The sequence below is a fragment of the Methylovulum psychrotolerans genome, assembly GCF_002923755.1.
In the GTDB taxonomy this organism is placed as follows: domain Bacteria; phylum Pseudomonadota; class Gammaproteobacteria; order Methylococcales; family Methylomonadaceae; genus Methylovulum; species Methylovulum psychrotolerans.
Map to the genome: position 1 here is coordinate 54,300 of NZ_PGFZ01000004.1, position 25,980 is coordinate 80,279.

Genomic DNA, 25,980 nt, shown 5'->3' on the forward strand with positions numbered 1-25,980 from the left:
GTTATAACGTAACAAGAAGGCGTTTATGGACACCGATTTATACGAAAGCAAAACCTGCGCAACTTATTTTTCTGACCCCAGAAAGGAGATGTTGGCATTTTTGCCGCAACAATGCGCCCGTTTATTGGATGTCGGTTGTGGCGGCGGTCATTTTGGCGCTTTAGTGAAAGCGGAAAAAGGCACCGAAGTCTGGGGTGTCGATCTCAGTATCCGGGGCATAGACAGCGCCAAAGGCAAGCTGGATCACGCCATCTTAGGGGAATTTTCGCCCGCCACACCCTTACCTGACGGCTATTTTGATGCCATTACCTTTAATGACAGCCTTGAGCATTTCGCCGACCCGAAACCGGCTTTGGAATTATGCAAAAGCAAATTGGCTCCAGGCGGGCGTATCATCTGTTCTTTGCCCAATGTCCGCTATATTGATAATATTCTCCATTTATTGGTCGATATGGACTGGCAATACTGTGATGCGGGTATTTTGGACTATACCCACTTACGGTTTTTTACTAAAAAAAGCATGGAACGCTTGTTTATCGAAGCGGGTTATAAAGTCGAATCCATCACGGGTATCAGGCCGCACTATTGGACGGGTAAGAAAATATTTCTCCTGCGTTTACTGTTCGGCAAGTATGTTGCGGACATGAAATACCTGAACTATGTCGTGGTTGCCACGTTGTAGCTTATTGCTTATAGGCCTATTGGGGCTAACACAAACCTGCTAGTGTGGGGTTGGACTGTTTAAATGGCTGGATAAAGCGATTTAGTCTTTAACCAGCCGTTCCCAAGACACTTGCGCCAAGCTATCCACCACCACCGCCCCGCACAGCCCGTGTCCCTCCAACTGTTCCGTAGCCGTCAAATCAATAATCCGCCATGTTGTTGCCTCGCCATAACCGTCGGGCAGCCTTAAAAAAGTCTCCGGTTGTTCGGGATTGATGACGCAATGCTTTAAGCCTAAGGCAATGCCGCGTCCGGTGGCTTTGACAAACGCTTCCTTCTTAGTCCAGAAGCGATAAAACTCAAGGGTCTGTCGTGTTGGTGGTAAGCCATGCCAGTAGGCGGCCTCTTCGTCGGCAAAGCATTTTTTCACTAAGACGGCAAGATTGGGGCGGGGGGAGGGCAGTTCAATATCGATACCTAACTGGCAGTGTCCGGCAATGGCGACGATTAAATGCCGGGCGGTATGCGAGATATTGAAAACAGTTTGCGGATGTGCCGGCAAGTAAGGCTTGCCCGTTTCGGTACGCGCGATGCCGATGGCGGCGGGGGCTTGTTGGAGATAATCCGCCAGCAACAGGCGTAGATTGCCGCGTACCGCTAAGTAACGTTGCCGTATTAGCGGGTGGCTGAGGGTATGGGCGTGTGCCAGTTCGGTGTCATCCAGCAACGGCAGGTAACGGTCAGCATCTGCATCTTCCGCCAGTTCGACATGCCATAAGTGGATATTAGGGTCAGGCACGGCGTTAAGGCGGGAAGCTAAACGCGTTGCTTAAATCGCCGACATCGGCGCGGACACCGGGCAATGCCGTCAGGCCATGGCGGCGGGTTAGGAATTTGATAATGGAGGTGGTGTCATACAGGCTATGGTCAACTGTGCCGCGTTTGGCGAACGGTGAAATAATCAGGGCCGGAATCCGTGAACCGGGTCCCCAGCGGTCGCCCTTAGGTGGGGCGACATGATCCCAGAAACCGCCGTTTTCATCGTAAGTGACGATAATCGCCATGTTAGGCCATTGTTTGCTGGCGCGTAGGCGGGTCAGTAAATCGGCGATGTGGGCATCGCCGCTCAGCACGTCGGTATAGCCGGGATGTTCGTTAAATTGGCCGGGTGGTTTGTAAAACGCCACTTGCGGTAAAGTGCCATCGGCGATGGCTTGCAGGAAGTCGCTGCCGTCTTTTAAATGTTCGGCACGGTCTGGGCTATCCGGTGCAAAGCGGGCGTAATAGTTAAAAGGCTGGTGGTGGGCTTGGAAATTGACTGATCCTGGGGATTCGGCATAAATCACTTGGCGTTGCGGTTTTTGCAGCCTACCGTCGGCGACGGCTTGGTGCCAGCCGCCCGCATACCACGCCCAGCTAACTTTTTTCTCAGACAGGGTGTCGCCGACAGTCTTTTGGGTTTGCGGCGGCAAATGGTAGGCGTGTGTACCCGCTAAACGTGGGTCGCCGTTTGGATCGGGGGAAATGCCGGACGGTTGGTAGGGCGGTTGGGCCGTGTTGACGGAATAGCCGTCGGGGCTGAAGGCACCATCAAAAAACGTTGGCGGGCCTTGTAGTGCCGAGGCAGGGCTGTCAGGTTTGCGTTTTAAGTGTCCTTGTCCGTCTAATTGGGCGCGAAGGGTGGGTGGGGCATTTTCATCGCGTGGGGTACAGGCACACACTAGCCATTGATGGTTAAGGTAAGAGCCGCCGAACGCGCCCATAAAAAAATGGTCGGCCAAGACATAGTCCTGCGCCCAACGCCACAAGGCCAGTTTGCTGCCGTCATAATGGCCCATGGTCAGGCCGCCTGCATCGGACAGGGCGGCGAAACGGTTATTCAGACCACCGTTGATTTGTTCGGTTTGCTGATAATAACGGTGGGTAAGGTCACGGGTCTCTACCGACAGCGGCAGGTTAATGGGGGCTTGGTCGATGGCGAAAGGCCGGTTAGGCAGTTTAGCGGCAATGAGCGGAGTGGTTTTGCCCGCCCAGATAGGCGGCAGTTGTGCCAAGGGCTTACCGTCATGGTCAAGTTGGGTAGTTTGTTCGGCGGTCGCTTGGGCGATGCCGTCCGCGCCGGGAAACAGGCCGTACAAATTATCAAAGCTGCGGTTTTCGGCATAAATGACGACGACAGTCTGGATGGCTTGGAGCGGGTCGGGCGGTGGGGTTTGCGCCGATACCGCGCAACCTGACAAGATGAGGGCGGCGATTAATCCGTTAGCACAAGGGATGAAGGGAGTATTCATGGAGATGGTCGCCAGCGTCAGGGTATCGGTTGCGGGAATGGCGGGCTTTGCCGTTCCGGCCTATGGTTGGGTCAGTTTTAGATATTTTTGGTATAAGGCCTCTTGGTTTTCGACAAATAAGGCATCTTTGTCGATACATTCGACCGGACACACTTCCACGCATTGCGGGGTATTATGGTGGCCGACGCATTCGGTGCACAGGGCGGGGTCGATGACATAAATGTCTTCACCTTGCGAAATCGCCCCATTCGGGCATTCGGGTTCGCAGACATCGCAGTTGATGCAGGCATCATGGATAATCAGTGCCATAACTTACTCCTTAGAAAATTTGTCGATTAAAGTTTGCCGTACCAGTTCGGGGACAAAGCTGGACACGTCACCGTGCAGCATGGCGATTTCCCTAATCATGCTGGAAGAAATAAACTCATATTGTTCGGCGGGGGTTAAAAACATGGTCTCCAATTGCGGGGCCAGACGGCGGTTCATACCGGCCAATTGGAACTCATACTCAAAATCGGACACCGCGCGTAAGCCGCGCAGGATGACATTAGCGCCCTGTTCGCGGGCGCAATCGACCAATAAATTGTCAAAGCCGATCACTTCGACATTAGGGAATTCAGGGGTGACCGCCTGGGTTAAGGCCACCCGTTCGGCCAAGGTAAATAAGGGAGCTTTATTGCGGTTAACCGCTACGGCGACGATGACTTTATGGTACAGTCTGGAGGCTCTGGCGATCAAGTCCAGATGCCCGTTGGTAATCGGATCAAATGTACCCGGATAAATAGCGATAATTTGCATAATGTATGGGTTGAAAAAAGCGGTACGCGACCGAAAACACAAATAAAGGCCTATTATAACGGCATTTGGCGGCAAGGGCGCGTCCGTTGTGCCTGGACATGACGCTTTTGTTAAAAAGCCAGTCATGTACGCCGTTTGTCATTTAACTTTAATCTACCTGTCATTAAGCTGACACGTTCCTTAATTATTCTGTGCCGAAGATACTCTTCAACACATGGATACTTATGATAAAAAACACTGCTGAGGTAAACGTCAAACCGACTAAACGGCTGGAATGTTTTGTTGCCCATTCGGAAGCCTTGATTAAGGAGGCACAAGTATTACGGTACCGTGTTTTCGCGAAAGAAATGGGCGCTAAGCTAAAGTCGGAATCGGAAGGCCTAGATTACGATGACGTTGACCAATATTGCGATCATTTAGTGGTTTATGACAACGTTAGCCAAAAAGTGGTCGGTTATACCCGTTTATTGACCCAATACCAAGCGGATCAGTTGGGGCATTTTTATTCCCAAAGCGAATTTAAGCTGGATCAAGTGTTGGCATTGCCTGGGCGTTTTCTGGAAATTGGCCGTACCTGTGTTGACCCGGACTTTCGCGGCAGCGCGGTCTTGACCACCTTATGGTCGGCTTTGGTCGAATACGCCTTAAAAGGCCAGTTCAACTATTTATTGGGCTGTGCCAGTATCACCCCAGGCCCTAGCGGCTTTGCGGTCGATGCCGTATACCGTAATATCGACGCGAAAAACATCGCCCCGTCAGCATTAGACGTAACCCCGACTATTCCGGTGCCGCAGGCTTTGCGTTGTAACCGCGACGAATCCGGCATTCCGCCGTTACTGAAAGCCTATTTGCGTTTCGGTGCCTTAATTTGCGGCGAACCGTGCTGGGATGAAGACTTCAATTGTATGGACTTGTTCGTGTTATTGCCCTTAGACCAATTACAAGAACGTTACAGCAAGCATTATATGCGGGATTATCAGGCCAGTAATGAAATCGAAAAGTCGGCTGTATTATAAGCTGTTGAGTGTCGCGCTGTTGGCGGTTGCCGGGTGCTTTATCTCTGGGGTCATTTTCCCCACATTAAACCTTGTGTGTCCGCCCAACACGGCCAGAGATTACCGCGATGCCCTGAAAAAACGCTGGCTGTGCTGGTTCAGCGCCATCGTCAAACTGGATGTCACCTTAGAAGGCGCATGGCCTGAGCAGCCCGGCCTGATTGTCAGCAACCATGTGTCATGGCTGGACATTATCCTGCTCGGCCAATACCTGCCCGCTTATTTTGTCGCCAAAAGCGACATCGCCAGTTGGCCTATCTTCGGCTTTATGGCGAGGCAGTCCGGCACTATCTTTATCCGGCGCGGCGAAAAGAAGCATGTTTTTGAGACCGCCGAACAGATGGTCTGGTTGTTAAAGCAACACAGTAATATCTTCGCCTTTCCCGAAGGCACCACCACGCGTGGCGACGATGTCGCGCATTTCCACGCGTCGCTGTTCCAAGCCGCTTTGTTGACCAAAGTGCCGGTGCAGCCTGTCGCCATCCAATACCTAGGCGCGGCGCAACACCTTGCCCCGTTTGTCGATGACGACGACTTATTGCCACATCTGATCAATATGCTGAAACTGGAGCGCGTAGAAGTCCGCCTCAGCATCCTGCCACTGCTCGACACCAACGGCAAAACCCGCCAAGCGGTGAGCCAAGAGGCGCGTGGCCTGATTCGCGGCGCGTTCATTGATAATCTGACGGCTGCTAGCCAGTCTGCACATTCTTAAAATAGCGGCATCTGTGTTATTGTTGCGCTTTTCTCATCCAGAAAAGCGTACCTATCTTGCAACATCAACTTCTTAGCCCCGCCATGACTGGCTTTAAATTCCCCGAACTTGCACAACTCGAAGGCCTGATCGAGAAGTTTGGTACGCGTGCGCGTACCGAAGTGATCGACCGTGTCCGCTATAAACATTTGGAATTCCCCATCTATAGCCTAACGCTAGGCACGACTAAGCCTGATGTGCCGGTACTGGCGTTTTTTGGCGGGGTGCATGGTTTGGAAAAAATCGGTTCGGAAGTGATTTTGTCGTATCTGCAAACCATACTGCACTTGCTGGATTGGGACGAGGAGTTGCAGCAACGGCTGGAAAATTCGCGATTGGTGTTTGTGCCTATCGTCAATCCGGTCGGGGTTTATCTGGGGCGGCGCTCCAACGGCAATTGTGTGGATTTGATGCGCAACTCGCCTATTGAGGGCGAGGGTGAGGGGGCGAAGAAAATTTATAGCGGCCAGCAATTGACGCGCTATCTGCCGTGGTATCGCGGTGATGTCACGCAGATGGAACAAGAGTCCTTGGCCTTATGTAAGGTGGTGCAGGAGCAGTTATTTACCGCACCGCTGTCGATGGCGTTGGATTTGCATTCCGGGTTCGGCATTAAAGACCGTTTATGGTTTCCTTATGCCTCGCGGCAAGTGCCGTTTGCCTATATCCCGCAAGCGATGGCGTTAAAAGATTTGTTTGACCGTTGTTATCAGAACCATGTTTATAAAATTGAGCCGATGTCGCAGGAATATGTGATTAACGGCGATTTATGGGATTATTTGTTCGACCAGTTTGTCGGCCAGTTTGGTCAGCAGAAGTTTTTTCTGCCCTTGACCTTAGAAATGGGCTCGTGGCTATGGTTGCGGAAAAACCCGCTGCACTTGTTTTATCGGCACGGCTTGTTCCACCCTATGCTGCCGCACCGCCAACAGCGGGTGTTGCGCCGCCATTTCGTCCTGTTTGATTTTCTGCACCGGAGTTTGTTGTATCCGGCGCCGTGGGCGCGGCTCACCCCGGAACAACAGGCCGCTAACCAAGCGAAGGCCGAAGGCTTGTGGTATGGCCGATAAGCGTGGGCAGCAATGGGTGTTATTGCGCGGTCTGGCGCGTGAATCGGCACATTGGGGGGATTTTCTCCCGCAACTTCAGGCGCAGTTTCCCGCCGCGACGATAACTGCTTTGGATTTGCCGGGGACGGGGCAATTTTGCGCCCAGCCCAGCCCCGATAATATCGCCGCCATTACCGAGCATGTCCGCGCCCAAGCGATGGCGCGGGGGCTGTTGGCGCAACCCGTCACGTTGCTGGCGGTGTCGCTGGGGGCGATGGTGGCGTGGGAATGGTTACAGCGCTATCCTGATGACTGTTGCGGCGCGGTGTTGATGAACACCAGCTTTGCTAGTCTAAGCCCGTTCTACCAGCGTTTGCGTTGGCAAAGTTATCGGCAATTTGCGGCGGCACTGATGCAGCGCGACGTTTATCGGCGCGAGTTAGGGATTGTCCGCTTAGTGGGCAATCGGCCTGGGCAGTATGAGACGGTGGCGCAGGCGTGGGCGGCTATCCAAACCGCCCGGCCTTTGCAGGTAAGCAACGCCATCAGGCAACTACGCGCCGCTGCCAGCTACCGCCCGGCACTGACACCGCCCTTAGCCCCGGTGCTGTTGCTTAACGGTCTGGGCGACCGCTTAGTGTCCCCGGCGTGTACCGAGGCGATCCACCAGCACTATGGCTTAACCTTGCGCCGCCACCCTTGGGCTGGGCATGACCTGACCTTGGATGATGGCGGCTGGGTGCGTGGGCAAGTGTGCGAGTGGTTAGCGGAGCCGGGTTAATGGCCGTTAATCGTTGCAGTAGCTGGCGAGTCGGATGGGTCTTTTATAAAAAGCATAGCGGTATATAACACACTTCGTTATTAGACCTTGCTAAGAGGTCATTTCTTGCGCATTCCTCAGTTTTTTGTGTTTTTCGTGAGCAAAAACACCGCCGCCTACTATGCAAAACGGCATCACCAAATTACGGAAATCACCTTATTGCTGGCTGGGTCTATTTCCTTTTATACTGGAATCCCGCGACATTATTGTTGGGCCTTCAAGAAATTAGGATAAAACCCTGCGAAAAATAAAAGCAACCGTAATGAAGTGCCTAGCCATTATGGAAGCAGATAAGGTGGAGCCGCCATTCAGCCGGACGCTTACATTATCGGACAATTTTTGGGTGATTATCCCTATGAGTACGCTGACTTGATTGTCAATTTTACCAACTTTTGGCGGCAGCCTTTTCATCCATTTCAACCGAGGTGTCTTATGCGCACTAACGCTTTTTTCTGTCTTAGTTTAATCAGCGGTTTGTTGGCCGCCAACATCAGCCATGCCGATGTCTGGCAAAATCCGGGGTTAGCGCCCAATAGCGGCAATAACATCCATAACGACTCGTATATGAGCGACAATTACACACTTCCGGGGCCGACAACGGCGGCCACCCAAGCGGAAGTCAAGCAAGTCAATTTCTTTCTCAGTTTGGATTTGAGCACTAAGCAAGCCGCGTTTCGCGGTTTAGGCGAATGCGCGGCGCAAACATTTGATGCGTCCGGGCATTTGTACACGATTTGTGCAGGGATACCCGTCAACAACACGCCGTCAAAAAAACTACTGATGGCGTTTTCTGCCAATTTGCAACCCTTGGCGTGGCATGAATTGCCCAGCAATGGCTCCACCAGCCTGACTGATTTTGGCGGTGGCGGTTATTTTTTCTTGGATAACCAATACCGGCCCGTGGTCGTCCAAAATGACGGCCATCTGGTGGTTTACCAAGCCACCTTAGGTACGCCGCTGAGTTTAGGTAGCTTCACCGCTGTGCGCGATATTGATTTGAGCGGGTATTTGCCGGACGGTGACAAACTGTATTCAGCGATGCCAGACAAAGCTGGGTATATCTGGTGGGTTAGCAGCCAAGGCATAATCGGCACAATAGCGCCGGATGACAGTGTCAAGCGTGTTGATTTGAATGACCCGGATGGTGACGGTATCCGTGTTGCCGCCGATGCGTCTAATTTTCAAAAAATCGCCAATTCATTGGCGGTGGACGAAGGGGATAAGGCAAACGGCTACAGCGGCGTTTACATTGTATCCACACATCGCTTATACCGCTTTGCTACCAACGCCGACGGTACGCCCGTTAAACGCTGGGCGGCGCATTACCAACGCGGTACGGCGATTAAATCCGGCCAAGTCAGCCAGGGTTCGGGCTCCACACCTACTGTATTTACGATGGCTGGCCGCCGCTATGTCGCCATTACCGACAATGCGACTCCGATGCACGTTAATATTTACCGTGCCGAAGTTAAGTTAGGCGCAAACGAAACCCGCTTGTTCGCACAAGCCGTGCCGTTTGCGACGGACAAAAGTGCCGATGAAAACAGCCTGATCGCCTATCCTACCGCAACTGGCGTTGCCTTATTCGCCGAAAATAATTACGGCTATTCGGCACCGCAAAGCGTAGGCGGCAACCTGACGACTGAACCCGGTTTTGCGCGTATAGAGGTAACCCCGGACGGTGCGGCGGTCAGCAGCGTCAACAATACGATTTCGGTGCCGTCCATCGTGTCCAAAAGCAATTCCGCCGATGGGGTTGTTTATACCTACGAAAAACGCACAGACGGTTATTGGTATTTAACTGGCTTGTCGGCGGATGATGTTAATCAGGTGCTGTTTTCCGTCAAGATAGGTAACCCTAGCGAAAACCTGCTGGAACAACAATACAATAACCATTACTCGGCACTGAGTTTAGGTGCGGACGGTTCGATTTACTACGGCACGGTATTTGGCATCACGCAAGTTAAGCTGCATTAAACGGTCGCCCGCCGGATGGTGGTTGAAACTTAAGCCTCCACCCCGGCAGATGACCTTGAATAATAGCGGCTGGGTGCTTGGGCAGGTGCGGGATGGTTGGCGGAGCCGGGTTAAGGTCTGTTAATCGTTGCAGTAGCTGCCGAAGTCCTTAAACATCCTCGGATTGTCCTTAACGATTTGGCGTTTAAAGGCAGTAAACGCCGAGGCGGCATGTAAGTGGGATTTGATTTTCCGCAGACAGTGCCGTTTTTCGTCGTCATCGTGCGCCTTATAGTAATCAATCAGCCAATCTTGATAGTCTTTTATTTCGTGTAACAGTTGCTCACGCAGATTGTCCGCCTCAATATTTTTGAGCGTGGTCGTGCCGTTAAAGACAGCTAAAAGCAATTGTTGGGTATTGACGACTGATATATCCGTGCTATCGGTTTCGATTTGGACTTTTTCATGCGGGAACGGTTTACAGATATAACGCAATGCTTGGCTGAGCAAGGCGGCATCTGCCCATTCCGTGCAATTTAACAACGGGCTGTATTGAGCCAGTTTGGTATTGTTGCAATGGCCGCATGACCAAAACAGATTCGGCCAAGCAAATTTTAAGGTTAGGTCGCCTTGGTGCGGGATGAAATGCTCGACGTTAATACTGGTCGGGGCTGTGCTGCCGCAAATATAGCATTTGTTCTTAAAATCGCTTTTAAGCCGTTTTAACACGCAGCCGCATTTGTAATCGCCGCTGGCTTTGCGTTGCTCTTGTGCCAGACAATCAGGAGCGGGTTGGGATTTGGGCAGGTAGATCATCGCCGTTTAACCTTGATGCGTGAGCTGTTGCAGCTTGATTTGTTGCAGCTTAACGGCCAAACCATCGGCGAGAAAGGTCGGCAAACCGTCAAAATAGCGTTTGAGTGTCCGGTATTCGTCGCTTTCTGCTTCGGCTAAGGTGTCTGCCGTGGCGAGTTGCTCATAACGTTGGAGTTTGTTTTTGATCAGTTCGGAATACTTGTCAGTGTGGAAATAACCTTCCACCAAGGCTTCGTAAGAATAGCCGGACAAATCCGTTAAGACTTCGCGGGTTTCCAAATCGCAAACCACTGCATTGTTGATGGAAGACAGCACGAATGGCGAATGGGTGGTGACGATAAATTGGATGTTGGGGAAAAAGGCGCATAAAAACGGCATGATCTGTTTTTGCAACGCGACATGCAGATGTGTTTCGATTTCATCAACCAGCACAATGCCTTGTTGGTCGAAGCGTTTATGGCCTGTGGCTTCCATGCGCATAATCAGCTCGGTGACGATGCTGATAACGGCGGAGTAGCCGTCTGATAATTCGGTAAAGGCAAAAGGGGTATTGTCGCCGATTTGAATCAGGAAATTGTAATTTTGGCGGTCAAAAACCAGGTGTAAATCGGGCGCGTCGAAGAGGTTTTTTAGCTGGGCTTCAACATTATCGAACCATGCGTCTATGCGTTGCACGGTTTCGGTGTCGTTATCGTCTTTGGCAAAAGAGCGTTCGGCTTTTAGGTTGACGATGTATTGGATGAAATCTTTACTGGCTTGGTCTGTGGTCTGGTAGCGTTCTTTTAGGTTAACTTTGTTAATGCCTTGCGGAATAGCGGGGGTGACAATCCGCTTTGCTTCAAAAAATACGACTAAGGATTGCTTGTGCAGTCCATGCTCATTATTGAAGTTAATTTTGGTGTTTCCGAATCGGAGCAGGCCTGTTTGCAAAGCGGTTAAGCGGCTCTCAACTTCGGTTTTATGATTGATATCCGAGGGGGATTGTAATATTTTTGACAAACTTATTATCTGATCTTCGCATTTAGAGTGGTAATTGGGTACTTGGATGATGGTCATCGCTAAAAATTTATTAATTTCCCTCAATAAACTGGTCTTCCCACTCCCATTCTTACCCGTAATCACCAAATGCTTACGCTCAGTCTCGCTTAAAGGGATAGCAAAATCCTCAATCTGACAAACTTTTTTAACATGAATGGCGGTGATAAAGGTATCGGTCATAATGTTAGCTTGAAATAAGGGCGGCGGTTTGGTACGGGCGTAAGGTTGTCCGCTTGGTAATTTTCATTATATAACACAACCTACAAGATTTGTGTTGGCCTGTGTTGATGGCTTAAATCCCTCGCTATTACTCACCATACCGCACCACCTCCCGCAATACCGCTGTCGCATAGCTGCCCGCTGGTAAGCTAAAGGCCAATTCCAGCACGTCTTCGCTAAGGAATGTCCATTCTAAATCAAAGACATTGACCCGCAAGCTCCGGCGGTTTCTGTCCGCGCCAGCGGCGATTAGGCCGTCGGCGAGTTCGGGGTAGGCGGCGATGATGTTTTGTTCGGTTTGCAAGGCTTCGTCTGCAACATCGGCAACGCCTTTGCCCCAGAGTACGCCGCTGGGGTGGATGTCGCCCGTGCTGAGGCGGCGGGTGATGTCGTCATCGGCTTGGCCGGATTTAAAGCAACTGTTGGAGCGGTCGAAGACGTAGGTGTCGCCATTGAGGGCTTGGTTCCACGTTTGGGTGCGGACGCGTTCGGCGAGCAGGTGGTTGAACAGAAAGGAGCGGGCGGCGGACAGGTAGAGGCTACGCTGTTCGCGGCCTGTTTTCGCGCCTTGGAAGAGGCTTACGGCTTTATTGACGTTTTGGCCGTTGTGGCCGAAGCGTTGCTCGCCGTAATAGTTAGGGATGCCGTGGGCTTTAATCTGGGCGAGTTGCTGGTGCAGCTTTGCCGTATCGCCTTGCCAGTTGCGGACGATGATTTTAAATTGGTTGCCCGCGAGAACGCCGCGTTTGAGTTTTCGGGCATGGCGGACGGTGTGCAGTATCCGCAGTTGCGGGCTGTTCAGCGGTGTCCAGTCCGGTTCAAGCTCTGGTTTGCCGGGGATCCAGACGCTAAACCATTGGCGGGTGATTGCATGGCGGTCTTTCAGTCCGGCATAGCCTATGTCGCGTTGCCTGACATTGGCGTGGCGGGCCAGGAGCCGGGCGATGTATTCGGTGTTTTCGCCAATTTTTTCGATGAACAGAAACACATGTTCACCCGTGCCGGAGGGTTCGAAAGCGAGCTGTTCGGTGACGGTGAAGTCTTCCGGTTGGCTGCGTAGGGTGCCGGTGCTGGCGGGTTGTCCGTAGGCATAAGGCCAAACGGGGATTTCAATAGAGGGCATGGGGTGCGGAAGGATGGCGGAAAAATGGTTGCCATTTTGGCACAGTTAGGAAGGGGGTGGGAACCGTTTTTTTTTAGGTGTTTGGTTTAGATGCCAATGCGTGTGGTTAATGGTTTTTCGATTATGGTATGCTAAAAGCTTAGTTAATTCAGGAGACAGTCTTATGCCAGCCAAAATACAAACCGGTTTGATTGTTGTTAAACAAGACTTGCCTTGTGATGTCCTATTGCCGAATGATGAAAGTAAGGCGGCTATGCTGGATGTCCGGGCAAAAAATAATCTGGAAACGTTGTCGCTTGAGCAACTCCAGCGTGACATTGCGACAAAGTCCTCAGCAGTTATACTGTGAACGGCCAAGTTTTCGGCTTTTACAATTCACCGTAGGGTACGCTGTGCGTACCTTTTGCACTGATTTTATGATGATTTTTTAAAGGTACGCACAGTGTACCCTACCAAAAAACCGAAAACTTGACCGTTTGAAGTATACACACGCGGTTAGGCCATCGTGCAAAGGCTAAAGCCTTTGCACTCCAAGTTTAGCGTGAGGGCTTGCCCGATGTTTCAAACCGCCGCAATCAACACAACCGCCTGTACGGCAATCCCTTCTTTACGGCCTTCAAAACCGAGTTTTTCGGTGGTGGTGGCTTTAACGTTGACGCAATCGAAGGGGACTTGCAGGTCTTCGGCGATGTTATGGCACATGGCGGCGATGTGGGGGGCCATTTTTGGGGCTTGGGCGATGATGGTCAGGTCGGTGTTGACCAATTCGTAGCCTTTTTGTTGGACGATGCTGTAAACATGGCGGAGCAGGACACGGCTGTCCGCACCTTTAAATTCGGGGTCGGTATCGGGAAAGTGTTTGCCGATGTCGCCCAATGCCGCCGCGCCGAGCAGGGCATCGCACAGGGCGTGGAGGACAACGTCGCCGTCAGAATGGGCTTCTAGGCCTTGTTCGTAAGGGATGCGTACCCCGCCTAAAATAATGTGGTCGCCGTCGGTAAAACGGTGGACATCATAGCCTTGGCCTATTCTTATCATGCTGTCGTCTCCAGAGTTTGTTGCGCCCTATAGAATTCGGCGAGCGCCAAATCTTCGGGGCGGGTTATTTTAATGTTATCGGGGCGGCCTGCAACGATTTTCGGTTGCCAGCCTTGCAATTCTAAGGCGCTGGCTTCGTCAGTAATGGCCGGATTGCCCTGTTGGGTTTGCAACGCCGATTTTAGCAAGCCGTAGCGGAACATTTGCGGTGTCAACGCCCGCCAAATGTAGCTACGGTCTAGGGTGCCGATAATGCTTTCGCCTTGGACATTTTTTAGGGTGTCATGCGAGGCTACCGCTAAAATACCGCCGATAGGGTCGTCGCGTAGGGTGGCGATCAGATGGTGGATGTCGGTGATGGTCAGGCAGGGGCGGGCGGCATCGTGTACCAATACCCAATCATCCGTCGCTGCTTGCCCCGCTAAGGCGTGTAGCGCAGATAATACCGAATCGGCGCGTTCTTTGCCACCTGGGGCGCGGATAATTTGCGGATGCCGGGCAATAGGCAAATCCGGCCAATAACCGTCCTCTTCGGAAACTGCCACGGCAATGCCGCGAAAAACCTCGGCTTGTAAAAGGCGGGCCAGGGTCTGTTCTAAGACGGTCTGCCCGCCCAGTTCCAGATATTGTTTGGGGCGGTTGGCGTTCATGCGTTTGCCTACGCCGGCGGCTGGGACAACTGCCCAGAATGTTTGTGTATCGGTCATGGTAAAAGAGTTTCCACCTCGTTTTGGGGTTTATGTTTGAAGCCTATGTTCATAGCGGCTGACCACCGCCCCTAAGATTTTTCTTCTTAAGTCGCGGCTGAGCAATTTCCGGCACACCGCTTGGGCGTTGGCGACGATGGCTTGGCAGTGCTGGGGGTTGGCCTCGCACCATTCGTACTTGGCGATAATATCATCAAAATCCGGGGAGATGGGGATGTAATGCACCCAAGCCTGGAAATGGCAATCGGCGAAGGCCTCGTAGGGGTAGTCTTCTTTAAAGACGAGGCTATTGGTGCTAAGCATCCAATAAAACGAGGTGGCGACATCCCAGCCTGATAAAGCCAGCAGATACTTAAAGCGGCAATGGGCCAGTTTGCTTAACGGGGGTTTTAGGTAGGTGGCTAAGGGAGCATAATCAGCCATAAATTGTTGGGCGGGATTGCTGATGGAGAAACCGACATCAAAAAGCTCATGGGCCGCGAAGGCGCTAACGAATCGGTAGCGCTGTATCAGTAAAAGCTGTTCGCACAGTATGTCCGTATTGATACGGCCTAAGGCGAAGTTGGCGAGTATAGACTGTATCCCGACATCGGTTTGCCGTATCTCATCAAAACCGCCGCCAGTCGGTATGCCCCGCCAACAAATTTTGGCTTCTTTATCTTCAAAGCGCGTGGGGTCAGAGAATTGCCATTCCAAAAAATAGGGATTATCTATGGTATGGTAATTGTGAAGCGGCCATAAAATGGCGTTTCTGTTCTGGCTGATGCGGTTATATTGGAAGACGGGGAATGCTTCGCCTGCATACCAAGTGCTGAGGATATGATCTGGCCTACCGTCCCAAAAATCGAAAGCGTAGCATTTTTTTGCCGAATATAAGCGGATGGCGTTTAAAAATCCGGCAATCCTGGCTTTTTTATTGACGGATGTTTTGGCAGGATTGACGTTCCAAATCTCTTTAGCGGCAGTAACGAGCTGGTCGCAGTCATTGATGCTGAGGACTTGGTTCAGGTGGGCATCAAAAACCCCAAAGATGGGGCTGGGGAATGTTGTTGCCTGATACAGCGCGTCAATCGGCACTGAAAAATCTTGATAGCCGAACGAGCCTAGCTGGAACTGGATTTGGGTTTCGATAAAGTCGTCATCAGAAACAGGGCATCTATCGGTATTAGCCATTGGCCTGTTGACCTTGCTTTTGGAGAGGAGTCGTCATTTAAGTTACCTGTCGGTTGCCGATGGCCATGTTTATATAGCTAAAGCACAATAAAATGATGTCGTTCGTGGCGAGCCTGTCGAACCATCATAGCCCTTCGACAAGCTCAGGGCGAACGGTTTTACAATCAACTTATACTGTATTACTCGATCATCAAATTTTTCATAAAGCCCACCCTGAATAGGGTGGGGAATTTGTTAAAAACACAGGCATGTAGGGTAAGACCACTCCCTCCCCTGATGGGGAGGGCTGGGGTGGGGAGAATAAAATCAATACCTTATACATATAGCTTAGAGATTTTAAGCAGACTGCTTTCAGTCCGTTTAATGAAAAAAACTTTATTTAGATTCTCCCCTCCCCAACCCTCCCCATCAGGGGAGGGAGCCGGGTTCCATTGCAATTTTTTGTTTTAATTAAATATAATGACTCATCTGTTGCCTAAAGTTTGAGCTATTTATTTTAATGTTAAAAACTTGATCATCGAGTATTAGCTATAGTGTTCCGGACAGCGTTTAAGCTGTCCGGCTTGTACTCAGCTTTCTGCGGCAGTCTTATGGTGGTCTTCGCCCAACATCAGATACACGGCGGGGACGACAAACAGGGTAAACAAAGTGCCGATGGCAATGCCCGTGGCAATGACCAGCCCCATACTAAAGCGCGATACCGCTCCCGCCCCGGTTGCCAAAATCAACGGCAACACGCCCAGCACCATGGCGGCGGTGGTCATTAAAATAGGCCGCAAACGGATACTGGCGGCGGATTCTATGGCTTCACGCTTACCCATGCCGTGTTTTTGCATATTATTGGCGAATTCGACGATGAGGATACCGTGTTTGCTGATTAAGCCCATCAGCGTCACCAGACCGACTTCAGTATAAATGTTCAGGGTTGCCCCGCCTATGCCCAGGGCGATAAAAATTAACGCCCCGGCAATCGACATCGGCACGGAGACCAAAATAATCAGCGGGTCACGGAAGCTTTCAAACTGCGCCGCTAACGCTAAGAAAATAATAATCAGCGCGAACATAAAGGTAAACAAAAAGCCGCTGGATTCTTTGATTAACTGGCGCGATTGGCCCGCATAGTCAATGCTGTAAGTGGGCGGTAACACCCGTTTGGCGATGTCTTGCAGGGTCGCCAAGGCATCGCCTAAGGTCACGCCCGGAAACGGTACGCCGCTGACCATAACATCGTTAATGCGCTGGAAATGGTTGAGCAGGCGCGGCACGGTTTCGGTGCTGAGCGTGGCGATGGTCGACAACTGTACGCTTCTGCCGTCGCTGGTGCGGATGGGGTAATCCAGCAATTGCTCAGGGTTAAGCCGGAATTTTTGTTGCACTTGCGGAATAACCTTATAAGAACGGGCATCCAGGCTGAAGTAGTTCACATAACCGCCGCCGAGCATGGAGGCTAAGGATGAGCCGACATCTTGCATGGTCAGGCCTAATAGGGCGGCCTTATCGCGGTCTATGTTCAGGCGGGCTTGTGGCTGGTCGTAACGCAAGTCGCTATCGACAAACAGGAACCGCCCGCTTTTACGCACTTCGGCCATAAATTGCCCTAGAACGGTGTTGAGCTGCTCAAATGATTCGTTAGTGCCGATGATGAACTGCACAGGCATTCCGCTGCTGCCGGGCAGGGGCGGCGGTTGGAAGGCGGCAGCTTTGACCCCAGCGATTTTGTTCAAATCCTGTTGCACGGCGGGCAGCATTTGCGTGGCGGTTTGCAGACGCTCATGCCAAGGTTTCAGCACCATACCCGAAATGGATTGGCCCGGGGATTCCAACTGGAAAACGTTGTCGGTTTCCGTGTAGCGGTGGAAGGCCTGGAAAATTTGCTCGCTGTACAGCAGGCGTTGCGCTAAGGTCGCGTCAGGTGCGGTATTGGCGAGGCTGATAATAATCCCTTGGTCTTCTTGCGGCGCCAATTCGCTGTTGCTGTGAGCATATAAAAAATAAATGCTGCCGAGGATGATCATCGCAAACACGGCGGTGACGGGCAGGTAGTTTAAGGAGCCGTGCAGGGCGCGTTCGTAGCTTTTACTTAAGCTGCTGAAGCGGCGGTCTATCCAGTCCACCAGACGTTCTTCCCAGCCGCTACGGTCATGCTTGTGGGCTTTGAGCAGGCGTGAGCTCATCATTGGCGACAAGGTCAGGGCGACAAGCGCCGAGACAGTGACCGCACCGACGACGGTAAAGGCGAATTCGGAAAACAGCGCCCCCGTCAGGCCGCTTTGGAAACCGACCGGGACATAAACGGCGATCAGGACGATGGTCATGGCGATGATGGGGCCGGTCAATTCCTGCGCGGCACGGAGCGCGGCAGGGATAGGTTCCATGCCTTCTTCCAGATGGCGGTTGACGTTTTCGACGACGATAATGGCATCGTCAACCACCAAGCCTATCGCCAGCACCAAGGCCAGCAGGGTCAGCAAGTTGATGGAAAAACCGAACATCAGCATCATAGTGAAGGTGCCGATCAGTGACAAAGGAATGGCGATAACCGGAATCAGCACTGAGCGCGGCGAACCAAGGAAGGCGAACACGACTAGGGTGACGATGATTAAGGCCTCAATCAGGGTATGGATAACCTCATGGATGGAGCTATCGACGAATTTGGTCGAGTCATAGACAATTTTGCTGCGGATGCCTTGCGGCAATTGCGCTTGGATTTCTGGGAATACATCACGCACCCGGCCAATCACTTCCAACAAGTTGGCGCTGGGGGCGATTTGCAGGCCGATATAAACCGCCCGGTCGCCGTCGAAAGAGACGCTGGACTCGTAATCGTCCGCGCCTAAAGTGACGTTAGCGACATCTTTTAAGCGGATAATCGCGCCTTTATCCTGTTTGATAATCAGCTCGGCGAATTCGGCCACCGAGTGTAAGCCTGTGGAGGCGGTCAGGTTAACTTGTACCATTTGGCCTTTGGTCGTACCCAGCCCTGCAATGAAGTCATTACGCGTCAAGGCGGTGCTGACATCGGTGGCGGTCAGGGAATAAGCCATTAGCTTGTCGGGGTCTAACCAAGCGCGTAAGGAGAAGTTTTTGCTGCCCAACAATTCGGCGGTTTGGATGCCCGCCACCGATTGCAGGCGCGGCTGCACGGTGCGCACCAAATAATCGGTGATGTTGTTGGCGGGCAAGCTGTCGCTGGAAAAGCCGATGTACATGGCATCAATGGTCTCACCCATTTTGACGTTCATAACAGGGCGTTGCGATTCCGGCGGCAATTGGTTAATGACCGAATTGACCTTAGCGTTGATTTCGGTCAAGGCTTTGTTCGGGTCAAAGTTTAGCCGCAGGTTGGCGGTAATGGTGCTGATGCCGTTTTGGCTGATGGAGGAAATATAGTCAATGCCATTGGCTTCGGCGATGACTGTTTCCAAGGGCGTGGTGATAAAGCCCGCGATAATGTCAGGGTCGGCGCCGTAATAGGCGGTGCTGACGGTGACCACGGCATTTTCGGTGCGTGGGTATTGCAGGACGGGCATACTGGTCAAGGAGCGCAAGCCCAGCACCAGCAACATGATGCTGATGACCATCGACAAGACGGGCCGGCGGATAAAAATATCGGTCATGTTCATGGCGGTTTATTGGTCTATGGGTTGAGGGGCGGGGTCGTTGCTGGGCTGTTGGCTGTTGTCAATCAGGACGGTGCTGCCGTTATGCAGCTTGATTTGTCCAGACGTGACCACGGTCTCGCCCGCGTTAAGGCCTTTGGCAACGCTGATTTGGTCGCCCCGGCTTGCGCCTGTGGTAACCAGGGCTTGGCGGGCACTGCGTTTAGGCTGGCCTTTGTCATCTTTTTGCTCGTCGACCACAAAGACGGTCGCGCCAAAGGTGTTAAAGCTGATGGCGGTGCGCGGCACGGTAATGAAGGGCTGGGGCGTACCTACAACCACTTGGACTTTCGCATACATGCCCGGCAACAAGCGGTGGTTGGGGTTTTTAAACGTTGCCCGGACCAGAACGTTACGCGAGTTGCTGTCCACTTTTGGGTCGATGACGCTGATTTCGCCGCCAAACTGCTCGCCCGGATAGGCATCGGTTTGCAGATGGACAGCTTGGCCCGTTTTTAGCACCGCCAAATCTTGCTGGGGCAAATAAAAATCGGCATACAGGATGTCCAAATTTTGCAAGGTAGTAATGGCGGTGCCTGCGGCCAAGAACTGTCCGGCATCAATGGTACGGATACCTAATTGGCCGCTAAAAGGGGCGCGGAGGGTTTTTTTGTCGATTAAGGCCTGTTGCACAGCGACATTCGCCAAAGCGACGTTGAGGTTGGCGCGGTCAATGTCGACAGTCTGCTGGCTAATGGCTTTGGCGTTAAATTGCGCCTCGGAACGCCGGAAGGTGATCCGCGCTAATTCGGCGGTGGCGTTTAGCGAATTGAGCTTGGCGATTTCGTCATCGGCACGCAGTTGCAGCAATGGCGTATTGGCGGCAACGTTATCGCCTTGTTTAAAATGGATGGCGCTGACTGATCCGGCGACTTCCGAGCTGATCTCAACCCCTTGCGCGGCGCGTAAGCTTGCCACGGCTTCCCGTTTGGGTAGCCAATCCTGATAGCTGGCGGTAATGGTGGAGACGGTTTGGGGCGGTTCACCTTGCGAGGCCATGTATTGCTTTATCATGCGCCCTTTGAACTCGATAAAACCAAACACTCCCCCCAGCACGACACCGACGGTGATGAGCATAATGAGCATACGCTTAAACATATTATTTTCCTTTGCGAAATTGTTCGAATTGTTCAAGTAAGGACCCGGCTTTCTTGGGTTTGGGCTGGTTGTCTTGCAGCGTGGCCGGCAAATCGCGTTGCCACCAGCCGCCCCCTAACGCCAGAAACAGCGCCGCCGTGTCGGAAATTTGGCTGGCTTTCGCCTTAATTTGGCCTAAGCGGGCTTGCTGATAGTCGTGTTGTGCGGTCAATAAATCCACATAACTGATGGCGCCGAGCCGGAATTGGCTGCGGGTCAGTTCCAAACTGTCATTAGCGGCCTTAAGCGCGGCATCTTGGGCTTGCAGGGCATCGGCATCGTAGCGCAGGGCGCTTAAGCTATCGGCGACATTTTCAAAAGCTTTTAAAACCGTGCTGCGGTATTGTTCGGCGACCTGCTGATAAGCGGCTTTGGCGACTAAGCGTTGGTGGGTCAGTTGCCCGCCATGGAAAATCGGTTGCGCCAAGTTGGCGGTCATATTCCAAATATCACTACCCGGTGCGAACAAATTGCCCGCTTCGGTGGCGATGGTCGAGACATTGGCCTTAAGGGTAAAGTTAGGGAAGACACTGGCGATAACCACGCCAATTTGCGCACTGGCGGCGTGTAGCAAGGCTTCTTGGGCGCGGATGTCGGGGCGTTGCCGCACCAGTTGCGAAGGCAGGCTCAGCGGCAAGCTATCTGGCAGTTGCAGTTCGTCCAACTTAAACTGTGCCGCCAAGTCGGTGCTGGGATAAGTGCCGACCAAGACTTTTAGGCGGTTACGCGCTTGTGCCAATTGCTGTTGCAAAGGCGGCAAGGTCGTTTTGGTTTGCTCCAGCAAAGATTGTTGCGCCAACACGGCAGTCTTGGCGATGCCGCCTAAGTCAAACTGCTGTTGCAGTACAGCCAGTTGCTCGGCCTGATCGGTCATCATGGCTTGGGTCGCCGTGATTTGGGCGCGTAGCGACGCTTCCAGTACGGCAGTGGTGACGATATTCGAGGCGATAGTCAGAAACGCGCCTTCCAGTTGGAAGCGTTGGTATTCGGCTTGCGCGTCCATGCCTTCGATTTGCCGCCGGATAGACCCGAATGCGTCTAACGTATAAGACACCCCGATTGAGGTGTTGAACAAGTTAAACACCGAACTGCCCCGGCTAGGGCTACCATATTGCGCCCCAGACACTTGTTGGCGGGTCGCGTACCCTGTCGCGTCCAGCGCGGGCCATAACGAGCTTTGTTGGGATATGGCGTTCTCACGGGCCTGCACCAAGGTGGCGTAGGCCGACTGTAAGTCAGGGTTATGCTTGATAGCCTGCTCAATTAAGGCCGTCAGCGGCTTAGAATGGAACAATGTCCACCATTTGCCGGGCATTTGTTTGCCGAAGGCCAGCGCGTGGACAGCCTGTTCGGTTTCGCCGTGCGGGCTGTAGGTTTTGACATCCGGTGCAGCGGGTGAGGTAAAGTCCGGCCCCATAGTGCAGCTGGACACCGCCATCAGGCTAGCGATCAGCCCTAGGCGGAAGCCAAGCCGGGCGGTACTGGCGGGAGGGTTCCGTAGTGTAAAAGCCATGTAATGTGTTCCCCTTGGGTAATTTAGCGGTGCCGAAGCGGGCCAGCGGGTTTTAAGGTAAGTTAGGTTGAAATGTGGGCTGAATCGGCTGCGGATGGCAAGCCCGCAGCGGGTCGTGCTAGTATTATTGGGCGGTGCGGATTATCGTGGGGTTAAGCCATTAAGCAGTAAGTTGCCGATATGGCTAGCGATTATTTTAGGTTGTTCATAATCGGATTGCCAGCCAGGAAAATGCCTGTTTAAGGGCCGATGGTCAACATGGATTTTTACCAAACCAATGATGGAAGTCGCCACCAGATAAGCATCCTGTTGCGGCGCCAGTTCCTGCACCAGTTGTAGTAAGCGGTCAAACTGGTTTTTAAAGACACTTTGCGCCAGAAATTGCATCCGTTCGGTGTCGGCCTCCATAATTTCCCGCTGTACCAAGCGGCAAAAGTCGTTATCCATAGACATTACGGTGATGATGGCCAAGATGAGACGTTGCAGCCGTTCCGCTGGCGTACACTCCGCCGCCCACACTTGCGCAAAAACCGATTCCTTGCCTGCAAACGCATAATGGGTCGCCGCCAGATATAAGGCGTTTTTATCAGGGAAATGGTGGTAAATCGCCGCGACGCTCATATCCACCGCACAAGCCAATTGCCGCATCGACAACCCGGTATAGCCTTTTTCCGCGAACAAGATAATGGCCGCATTTAATATTTTTTCTTTGGAAGTCACTTTTTTATTAATCCTAACGAACGTTCGGTAAAGATAGTAGCATTAAATTTTAGTTGGGGGAATTATTATTTTTGGGTTTTTTGTTGGAGAGGGGTGGGCGCGGGTAGTTTGCCAAAACAAAAGCTTCGGCCTGTAAGCTGCTGTGCTGGGTATTGGTTGGTAGCTGTGGCGGATGATGGTGTAAGGGCGGTGTTTGACTTTTGTAAAAATCGGGGTGATAGGCCTATACTATCTATTCACTAATCCATTCATCAATTCATTCGCCCAATGACGCTTCACGCTGAGCATATCCGTACACAACTCGCCTCAGGCCCTATGCCAGCGGCGCAATTGCGGGGGAAACTCGGTGTGAGCCAGCCGACAATGTCGCGGGCGGTGGCTGAGTTGGGTGGCGATATAGTGCGGTTTGGCGCGGGGCGATCCATTCACTACACGCTACGCGATAACACTCGCGGCTTACCCGATATGCCTATTTACCGGGTTAATACAGAAGGTGCTATCCGGCAATTGGGCGTGTTGATTCCGGTTCGGCCAGAGGGGTTTGTCATGCGCCAAGAGGATGGCATCGCCCTGCACAGCGACGGACTGCCGTGGTGGTTGTACGACATGCGGCCACAAGGCTATTTGGGCAGGGCTTATATTGCCCGGTATGGCGCGGAATTGGGGTTGCCGGAGCGGCTGAAAGCGTGGACAGATACGCCTATTTTGCGGGCGTTGTTGGTGCATGGGCATGACAATATAGGCAATATCCTGCTAGGGGAAAAGGCAAGGGTCCGTTTTCTTACCACGCCTATTCCTGAGCCGATTGCAGTGAGCCGAAAGGCCGAAGCTTATGCCCTGGCGGCACTTGAAGCGGCGCGTGGTGAGACACCCGGGTCATCCGCCGGGGGCGAACAGCCAAAATTTACCGCCTATACTGAGACTGCCGAAGGGGCGCGGCATGTTATTGTGAAATTTAGCGAATTGGAAGCTAGCCCCGTCAGCGAGCGTTGGCGTGATCTGTTGCTGGCCGAACACCTTGCGCTTGAGGTATTGCGCGACGCGGGCATTGCTGCCGCCAAAACCCAAATCATCGATCACGGCGGCCAGCGCTTTCTTGAAGTGGTGCGTTTTGACCGCATCGGCAGGCTTGGACGGTGTGCGTTACATTCGTTGACAGCGCTTGATGCGGCGTTTGCTGGCTTAGGTATCGGCAGTTGGCCGGATATTGCGCGTGTCCTGGCTAATGCGCGGCAAATCAACGCCAAAGCCGTCGAGGGCGCGGCTATCTTATGGGCATTTGGCACATTGATCGGTAACTCGGATATGCACAACGGCAATTTATCGTTTATCGCCGAACACGGTCGGCCTTATGGCATTGCCCCCGCTTATGATATGACCCCGATGGCTTTCGCCCCGCGCACAGGCGGCGGTCTGCCTGATACCTTACCCGATGCGCACCTTCATGGCAGCGTACCCAACGAAACTTGGCGGTATGCAGAAGGGTTGGCGCGTTTGTTTTTGGCGCGGGTTAGGCAGGCATCTGGGTTTAGCCGCCGCTTTGAAGTGTGTATAGCCGCACTGGAAGGCCACATAGAGGGGGCTAGTGTTAAAATTAAGCGTTTGGAATGATGCCCTTTTTTCGGGTATATCTGCCTTTGTTGGCTACACCAGCCTAACGTCCAATTGCTTACCCAAGGCTTTTGCATATTTGCGTAAAGTGGCGATGCTGGGCGAATGCTTGCCTGAAACTAAAGCGGCTTCCAACCGTGCCACAGCGGCGGCTTTTGTACCCATGCGTTCAGCTACTTGTGCCTGCGTTAGCCCTGCTTCTTTGCGGGCTGCCAAAATGGTATCCAGCATAGGCATTTCTTCGCGTTCGATACGGTCGTATTCGGCTTTAACGTCGGGGTTAGAGAGGGCAAGTGCTTTTAGTTCTTCATAAGTACGCATTTTTAATTTCCTTCAAACGGCTTTCCGCAATCCGCAACTCATGGACTGGGGTTTTTTGGGTCTTTTTAACAAAGCTATGCAACATTACAATACGGCGGTTAACCAAAGTACAGTAAAACACACGGGCAATGCCCTCTACACCTTTTATCCTCAGTTCAAAAAGCCCATTTCCCAATGCCTTAGAATGGGGTTCGCCAAGATTTGCGCCATAAACTATCATGCGGTCGGCAAGATTGAAATAGCGGGCCAATAAGGCTGGTGGCAACGCCAAAATGTCATCTTCAACGCGGGTGTTGTAAAAATCAATGGTGTAGTCCATGGCGAATATATTAACATATTTGTTAATTCCAGATCATCACCCGTTTGCTAATACTACCGTATGTAGGTGCTGAATGGTTAATCTGCACATGGTTCGATGGGGTTCGCCACGCGTTGCGACAAACCTGTTTTGGCATGGACTGAGCGTACTAAAAGTTGTTCAGCCGTTGTTACCCTGCCTATACCTGCCTGCATTTCAGCTAGCCCCTGCCGGATGTCATCCAAGGCCATGCTTGCGTCGGCTTCAATCGCCTGTGCTATTTTTTCGATGTCCATGTTCCACATTGCCGATTAAAATCACCCGATAAGATTGTTCAGGAGTCGGTTGCAAATATTTCAAAACCTTTTAATCTACTAAGGAGCATCGCTATTGCTCGTTGTGCGCTTTTTTTGTCAAAACAATTATTATAAATGTAATTAATATAAGTTGAACAATATTATCAATCAATGCCATGATGGTAAGGCGAAAAATCAACGGGTTTTCTAAATGTGAAAAATTTAGTATAGAAAGAATAAATGTTGCAAATAAACTAATTACAGCGAAAAAGTATACCCCAAAAAAAACATCAAGATATCCTCGTCTTTTATATGCTTTAAAAGCTCCGCTAGTACCAAGCGCGAAAAGAACCGTTATTATTGCAGCCAAAAATCCGAGCATCGTAAAAGCAAATGTTGCAGTGACAATTGATATGTTAACGCGTTGCCCAAATAGTCCAAATGCAAAACTTATGTTTTTGTCGCAGATTAATGAGTAAATCTCATATAAAATTGGCCCAGGCAGCAGAGTCACAAAAGGTATTAATATCTGTAATGTTATTTTTCTTGAGTTCTCCATCATCGGTAAACTCCTTTACTTTATCAAAAAGATTAGCATTTTCTTTAGCCTTAGTGATAAGTTGTTCATAAATTAACGACTCATCTCTTGTTGTTATATTGTCACTTATGGCACCTTTTTCACTAAGATACAGATCAATCATGTGTCCACTAATTTCGTCTTTGGCCTTTATGATAAGTTTTTCTATGCCATTTTCGTTTGTGGTATCAATCAATTTCTGAACTGCGGGTTTTATGTTTCTTCTTCTCAATGGTTTCATTATAATCAAAAATGACCCTATATCACTCGACTCTTCATCATTAATGCCTAAAAAGCTAGTAATATCTTCAAATAAATTGTTGCTGTGGTTTACCTCTATTGACGTTC

The 25,980-nt window shown here is 51.6% G+C and carries 27 protein-coding genes; 9 read left to right on the forward strand and 18 right to left on the reverse strand.

The window, feature by feature from the left end:
- Window positions 1-25 precede the first annotated feature (25 nt).
- Entirely contained in the window at window positions 26-682 is a 657-nt protein-coding gene (locus AADEFJLK_RS10390; protein ID WP_103974213.1) for a class I SAM-dependent methyltransferase, read from the forward strand.
- Between the two features lie 81 nt (window positions 683-763).
- Here AADEFJLK_RS10390 and AADEFJLK_RS10395 read toward each other — a convergent pair whose 3' ends face one another.
- Genes AADEFJLK_RS10395 through coaD form a run of 4 tightly spaced genes read right to left on the reverse strand, consistent with a single transcriptional unit; the run spans window position 764 to window position 3,752 of the window.
- Window positions 764-1,462 (reverse strand): 4'-phosphopantetheinyl transferase family protein, encoded by a 699-nt coding sequence (locus AADEFJLK_RS10395; RefSeq protein WP_103974214.1) that lies wholly within the window; start codon window positions 1,460-1,462, stop codon window positions 764-766.
- A gap of 4 nt (window positions 1,463-1,466) precedes the next feature.
- The gene (gene acpA / locus AADEFJLK_RS10400) at window positions 1,467-2,954 is read right to left on the reverse strand and encodes an acid phosphatase (RefSeq protein WP_103974215.1); all 1,488 of its coding nucleotides are present in this window, start codon (window positions 2,952-2,954) and stop codon (window positions 1,467-1,469) included.
- Between the two features lie 60 nt (window positions 2,955-3,014).
- On the reverse strand, window positions 3,015-3,263 hold the full coding sequence (locus AADEFJLK_RS10405; RefSeq protein WP_088618996.1) for a YfhL family 4Fe-4S dicluster ferredoxin: 249 nt from the start codon (window positions 3,261-3,263) through the stop codon (window positions 3,015-3,017).
- A gap of 3 nt (window positions 3,264-3,266) precedes the next feature.
- A complete protein-coding gene (gene coaD / locus AADEFJLK_RS10410) occupies window positions 3,267-3,752 on the reverse strand; it encodes a pantetheine-phosphate adenylyltransferase (RefSeq protein WP_088618997.1) in 486 nt (161 codons plus the stop codon).
- Between the two features lie 224 nt (window positions 3,753-3,976).
- Here coaD and AADEFJLK_RS10415 point away from each other — a divergent pair, with 224 nt between their 5' ends.
- The 5 genes from AADEFJLK_RS10415 to AADEFJLK_RS10435 all read left to right on the forward strand — a co-directional run bounded on the left by AADEFJLK_RS10415 (window position 3,977) and on the right by AADEFJLK_RS10435 (window position 9,407).
- On the forward strand, window positions 3,977-4,768 hold the full coding sequence (locus tag AADEFJLK_RS10415; protein ID WP_088618998.1) for a GNAT family N-acetyltransferase: 792 nt from the start codon (window positions 3,977-3,979) through the stop codon (window positions 4,766-4,768).
- Window positions 4,740-5,522, forward strand: a complete 783-nt coding sequence (locus AADEFJLK_RS10420; RefSeq protein ID WP_103974216.1) for a lysophospholipid acyltransferase family protein — start codon at window positions 4,740-4,742, stop codon at window positions 5,520-5,522. The genes AADEFJLK_RS10415 and AADEFJLK_RS10420 overlap by 29 nt, the downstream gene beginning before the upstream one ends.
- 83 nt (window positions 5,523-5,605) lie before the next feature.
- Entirely contained in the window at window positions 5,606-6,631 is a 1,026-nt protein-coding gene (locus AADEFJLK_RS10425; protein WP_088619000.1) for a M14 family zinc carboxypeptidase, read from the forward strand.
- Complete coding sequence (locus AADEFJLK_RS10430; protein WP_103974217.1) at window positions 6,621-7,391, forward strand: alpha/beta fold hydrolase; 771 nt, start codon at window positions 6,621-6,623, stop codon at window positions 7,389-7,391. The genes AADEFJLK_RS10425 and AADEFJLK_RS10430 overlap by 11 nt, the downstream gene beginning before the upstream one ends.
- 471 nt (window positions 7,392-7,862) lie before the next feature.
- On the forward strand, window positions 7,863-9,407 hold the full coding sequence (locus AADEFJLK_RS10435) for a hypothetical protein (protein WP_103974218.1): 1,545 nt from the start codon (window positions 7,863-7,865) through the stop codon (window positions 9,405-9,407).
- 120 nt (window positions 9,408-9,527) lie between these two features.
- On the opposite strand, the gene AADEFJLK_RS10440 is transcribed toward AADEFJLK_RS10435, so the two are convergent.
- The 3 genes from AADEFJLK_RS10440 to truD all read right to left on the reverse strand — a co-directional run bounded on the left by AADEFJLK_RS10440 (window position 9,528) and on the right by truD (window position 12,582).
- On the reverse strand, window positions 9,528-10,202 hold the full coding sequence (locus AADEFJLK_RS10440; protein WP_103974219.1) for an HNH endonuclease family protein: 675 nt from the start codon (window positions 10,200-10,202) through the stop codon (window positions 9,528-9,530).
- Window positions 10,203-10,208: 6 nt separating this feature from the next.
- Window positions 10,209-11,420, reverse strand: a complete 1,212-nt coding sequence (locus tag AADEFJLK_RS10445) for an AAA family ATPase (protein ID WP_103974220.1) — start codon at window positions 11,418-11,420, stop codon at window positions 10,209-10,211.
- Window positions 11,421-11,547: 127 nt separating this feature from the next.
- Window positions 11,548-12,582, reverse strand: coding sequence for a tRNA pseudouridine(13) synthase TruD (gene truD / locus AADEFJLK_RS10450; protein ID WP_103974221.1), 1,035 nt, complete (start codon window positions 12,580-12,582; stop codon window positions 11,548-11,550).
- A gap of 163 nt (window positions 12,583-12,745) precedes the next feature.
- Between truD and AADEFJLK_RS10455 the strand changes: the two genes are divergently transcribed.
- Window positions 12,746-12,931 (forward strand): hypothetical protein, encoded by a 186-nt coding sequence (locus tag AADEFJLK_RS10455; protein ID WP_103974222.1) that lies wholly within the window; start codon window positions 12,746-12,748, stop codon window positions 12,929-12,931.
- A gap of 212 nt (window positions 12,932-13,143) precedes the next feature.
- Here AADEFJLK_RS10455 and ispF read toward each other — a convergent pair whose 3' ends face one another.
- The 7 genes from ispF to AADEFJLK_RS10490 form a co-directional block, all read right to left on the reverse strand.
- Window positions 13,144-13,620: a 2-C-methyl-D-erythritol 2,4-cyclodiphosphate synthase gene (ispF, locus tag AADEFJLK_RS10460; RefSeq protein WP_103974223.1), complete on the reverse strand. Its 477-nt coding sequence runs from the start codon at window positions 13,618-13,620 to the stop codon at window positions 13,144-13,146.
- Window positions 13,617-14,327, reverse strand: coding sequence for a 2-C-methyl-D-erythritol 4-phosphate cytidylyltransferase (ispD, locus tag AADEFJLK_RS10465; RefSeq protein ID WP_103974224.1), 711 nt, complete (start codon window positions 14,325-14,327; stop codon window positions 13,617-13,619). Before ispD ends, ispF begins: the two co-directional genes overlap by 4 nt.
- Before the next feature lie 30 nt (window positions 14,328-14,357).
- The gene (locus tag AADEFJLK_RS10470) at window positions 14,358-15,500 is read right to left on the reverse strand and encodes a glycosyl transferase family 90 (RefSeq protein WP_103974225.1); all 1,143 of its coding nucleotides are present in this window, start codon (window positions 15,498-15,500) and stop codon (window positions 14,358-14,360) included.
- A 569-nt stretch (window positions 15,501-16,069) separates the two neighbouring features.
- Window positions 16,070-19,123: an efflux RND transporter permease subunit gene (locus AADEFJLK_RS10475; RefSeq protein WP_103974226.1), complete on the reverse strand. Its 3,054-nt coding sequence runs from the start codon at window positions 19,121-19,123 to the stop codon at window positions 16,070-16,072.
- A gap of 6 nt (window positions 19,124-19,129) precedes the next feature.
- Complete coding sequence (locus tag AADEFJLK_RS10480) at window positions 19,130-20,257, reverse strand: efflux RND transporter periplasmic adaptor subunit (RefSeq protein WP_088619009.1); 1,128 nt, start codon at window positions 20,255-20,257, stop codon at window positions 19,130-19,132.
- A gap of 1 nt (window position 20,258) precedes the next feature.
- Window positions 20,259-21,809 (reverse strand): efflux transporter outer membrane subunit, encoded by a 1,551-nt coding sequence (locus AADEFJLK_RS10485; RefSeq protein WP_103974227.1) that lies wholly within the window; start codon window positions 21,807-21,809, stop codon window positions 20,259-20,261.
- A gap of 141 nt (window positions 21,810-21,950) precedes the next feature.
- Entirely contained in the window at window positions 21,951-22,529 is a 579-nt protein-coding gene (locus tag AADEFJLK_RS10490) for a TetR/AcrR family transcriptional regulator (protein WP_146054556.1), read from the reverse strand.
- 267 nt (window positions 22,530-22,796) lie between these two features.
- On the opposite strand from AADEFJLK_RS10490, the gene yjjJ reads away from it, so the two are divergent.
- The gene (gene yjjJ / locus AADEFJLK_RS10495) at window positions 22,797-24,140 is read left to right on the forward strand and encodes a type II toxin-antitoxin system HipA family toxin YjjJ (RefSeq protein WP_103974229.1); all 1,344 of its coding nucleotides are present in this window, start codon (window positions 22,797-22,799) and stop codon (window positions 24,138-24,140) included.
- A gap of 33 nt (window positions 24,141-24,173) precedes the next feature.
- Here yjjJ and AADEFJLK_RS10500 read toward each other — a convergent pair whose 3' ends face one another.
- The 3 genes from AADEFJLK_RS10500 to AADEFJLK_RS10510 form a co-directional block, all read right to left on the reverse strand.
- A complete protein-coding gene (locus tag AADEFJLK_RS10500; RefSeq protein WP_103974230.1) occupies window positions 24,174-24,461 on the reverse strand; it encodes a helix-turn-helix domain-containing protein in 288 nt (95 codons plus the stop codon).
- A complete protein-coding gene (locus AADEFJLK_RS10505; RefSeq protein WP_103974231.1) occupies window positions 24,448-24,780 on the reverse strand; it encodes a type II toxin-antitoxin system RelE/ParE family toxin in 333 nt (110 codons plus the stop codon). Before AADEFJLK_RS10505 ends, AADEFJLK_RS10500 begins: the two co-directional genes overlap by 14 nt.
- Before the next feature lie 77 nt (window positions 24,781-24,857).
- Window positions 24,858-25,055 (reverse strand): hypothetical protein, encoded by a 198-nt coding sequence (locus tag AADEFJLK_RS10510; RefSeq protein WP_211299191.1) that lies wholly within the window; start codon window positions 25,053-25,055, stop codon window positions 24,858-24,860.
- Between the two features lie 176 nt (window positions 25,056-25,231).
- On the opposite strand from AADEFJLK_RS10510, the gene AADEFJLK_RS23925 reads away from it, so the two are divergent.
- Complete coding sequence (locus AADEFJLK_RS23925) at window positions 25,232-25,534, forward strand: hypothetical protein (protein ID WP_146054557.1); 303 nt, start codon at window positions 25,232-25,234, stop codon at window positions 25,532-25,534.
- 3 nt (window positions 25,535-25,537) lie between these two features.
- Here AADEFJLK_RS23925 and AADEFJLK_RS10520 read toward each other — a convergent pair.
- Window positions 25,538-25,980: hypothetical protein (locus AADEFJLK_RS10520; RefSeq protein WP_170065097.1), on the reverse strand; the 443-nt coding region annotated here is incomplete at its 5' end.

Bases quoted from the DNA above. Each gene is read 5' to 3' on its own strand.
- AADEFJLK_RS10390 (WP_103974213.1), top strand. From the start codon at position 26: ATGGACACCGATTTATACGAAAGCAAAACCTGCGCAACTTATTTTTCT.
- acpA (WP_103974215.1), bottom strand. From the start codon at position 2,954: ATGAATACTCCCTTCATCCCTTGTGCTAACGGATTAATCGCCGCCCTC.
- AADEFJLK_RS10405 (WP_088618996.1), bottom strand. From the start codon at position 3,263: ATGGCACTGATTATCCATGATGCCTGCATCAACTGCGATGTCTGCGAA.
- coaD (WP_088618997.1), bottom strand. From the start codon at position 3,752: ATGCAAATTATCGCTATTTATCCGGGTACATTTGATCCGATTACCAAC.
- AADEFJLK_RS10415 (WP_088618998.1), top strand. From the start codon at position 3,977: ATGATAAAAAACACTGCTGAGGTAAACGTCAAACCGACTAAACGGCTG.
- AADEFJLK_RS10420 (WP_103974216.1), top strand. From the start codon at position 4,740: ATGAAATCGAAAAGTCGGCTGTATTATAAGCTGTTGAGTGTCGCGCTG.
- AADEFJLK_RS10425 (WP_088619000.1), top strand. From the start codon at position 5,606: ATGACTGGCTTTAAATTCCCCGAACTTGCACAACTCGAAGGCCTGATC.
- AADEFJLK_RS10430 (WP_103974217.1), top strand. From the start codon at position 6,621: ATGGCCGATAAGCGTGGGCAGCAATGGGTGTTATTGCGCGGTCTGGCG.
- AADEFJLK_RS10435 (WP_103974218.1), top strand. From the start codon at position 7,863: ATGCGCACTAACGCTTTTTTCTGTCTTAGTTTAATCAGCGGTTTGTTG.
- AADEFJLK_RS10440 (WP_103974219.1), bottom strand. From the start codon at position 10,202: ATGATCTACCTGCCCAAATCCCAACCCGCTCCTGATTGTCTGGCACAA.
- AADEFJLK_RS10445 (WP_103974220.1), bottom strand. From the start codon at position 11,420: ATGACCGATACCTTTATCACCGCCATTCATGTTAAAAAAGTTTGTCAG.
- truD (WP_103974221.1), bottom strand. From the start codon at position 12,582: ATGCCCTCTATTGAAATCCCCGTTTGGCCTTATGCCTACGGACAACCC.
- AADEFJLK_RS10455 (WP_103974222.1), top strand. From the start codon at position 12,746: ATGCCAGCCAAAATACAAACCGGTTTGATTGTTGTTAAACAAGACTTG.
- ispF (WP_103974223.1), bottom strand. From the start codon at position 13,620: ATGATAAGAATAGGCCAAGGCTATGATGTCCACCGTTTTACCGACGGC.
- ispD (WP_103974224.1), bottom strand. From the start codon at position 14,327: ATGACCGATACACAAACATTCTGGGCAGTTGTCCCAGCCGCCGGCGTA.
- AADEFJLK_RS10470 (WP_103974225.1), bottom strand. From the start codon at position 15,500: ATGGCTAATACCGATAGATGCCCTGTTTCTGATGACGACTTTATCGAA.
- AADEFJLK_RS10475 (WP_103974226.1), bottom strand. From the start codon at position 19,123: ATGAACATGACCGATATTTTTATCCGCCGGCCCGTCTTGTCGATGGTC.
- AADEFJLK_RS10480 (WP_088619009.1), bottom strand. From the start codon at position 20,257: ATGTTTAAGCGTATGCTCATTATGCTCATCACCGTCGGTGTCGTGCTG.
- AADEFJLK_RS10485 (WP_103974227.1), bottom strand. From the start codon at position 21,809: ATGGCTTTTACACTACGGAACCCTCCCGCCAGTACCGCCCGGCTTGGC.
- yjjJ (WP_103974229.1), top strand. From the start codon at position 22,797: ATGACGCTTCACGCTGAGCATATCCGTACACAACTCGCCTCAGGCCCT.
- AADEFJLK_RS10500 (WP_103974230.1), bottom strand. From the start codon at position 24,461: ATGCGTACTTATGAAGAACTAAAAGCACTTGCCCTCTCTAACCCCGAC.
- AADEFJLK_RS10505 (WP_103974231.1), bottom strand. From the start codon at position 24,780: ATGGACTACACCATTGATTTTTACAACACCCGCGTTGAAGATGACATT.
- AADEFJLK_RS10510 (WP_211299191.1), bottom strand. From the start codon at position 25,055: ATGGACATCGAAAAAATAGCACAGGCGATTGAAGCCGACGCAAGCATG.
- AADEFJLK_RS23925 (WP_146054557.1), top strand. From the start codon at position 25,232: ATGATGGTAAGGCGAAAAATCAACGGGTTTTCTAAATGTGAAAAATTT.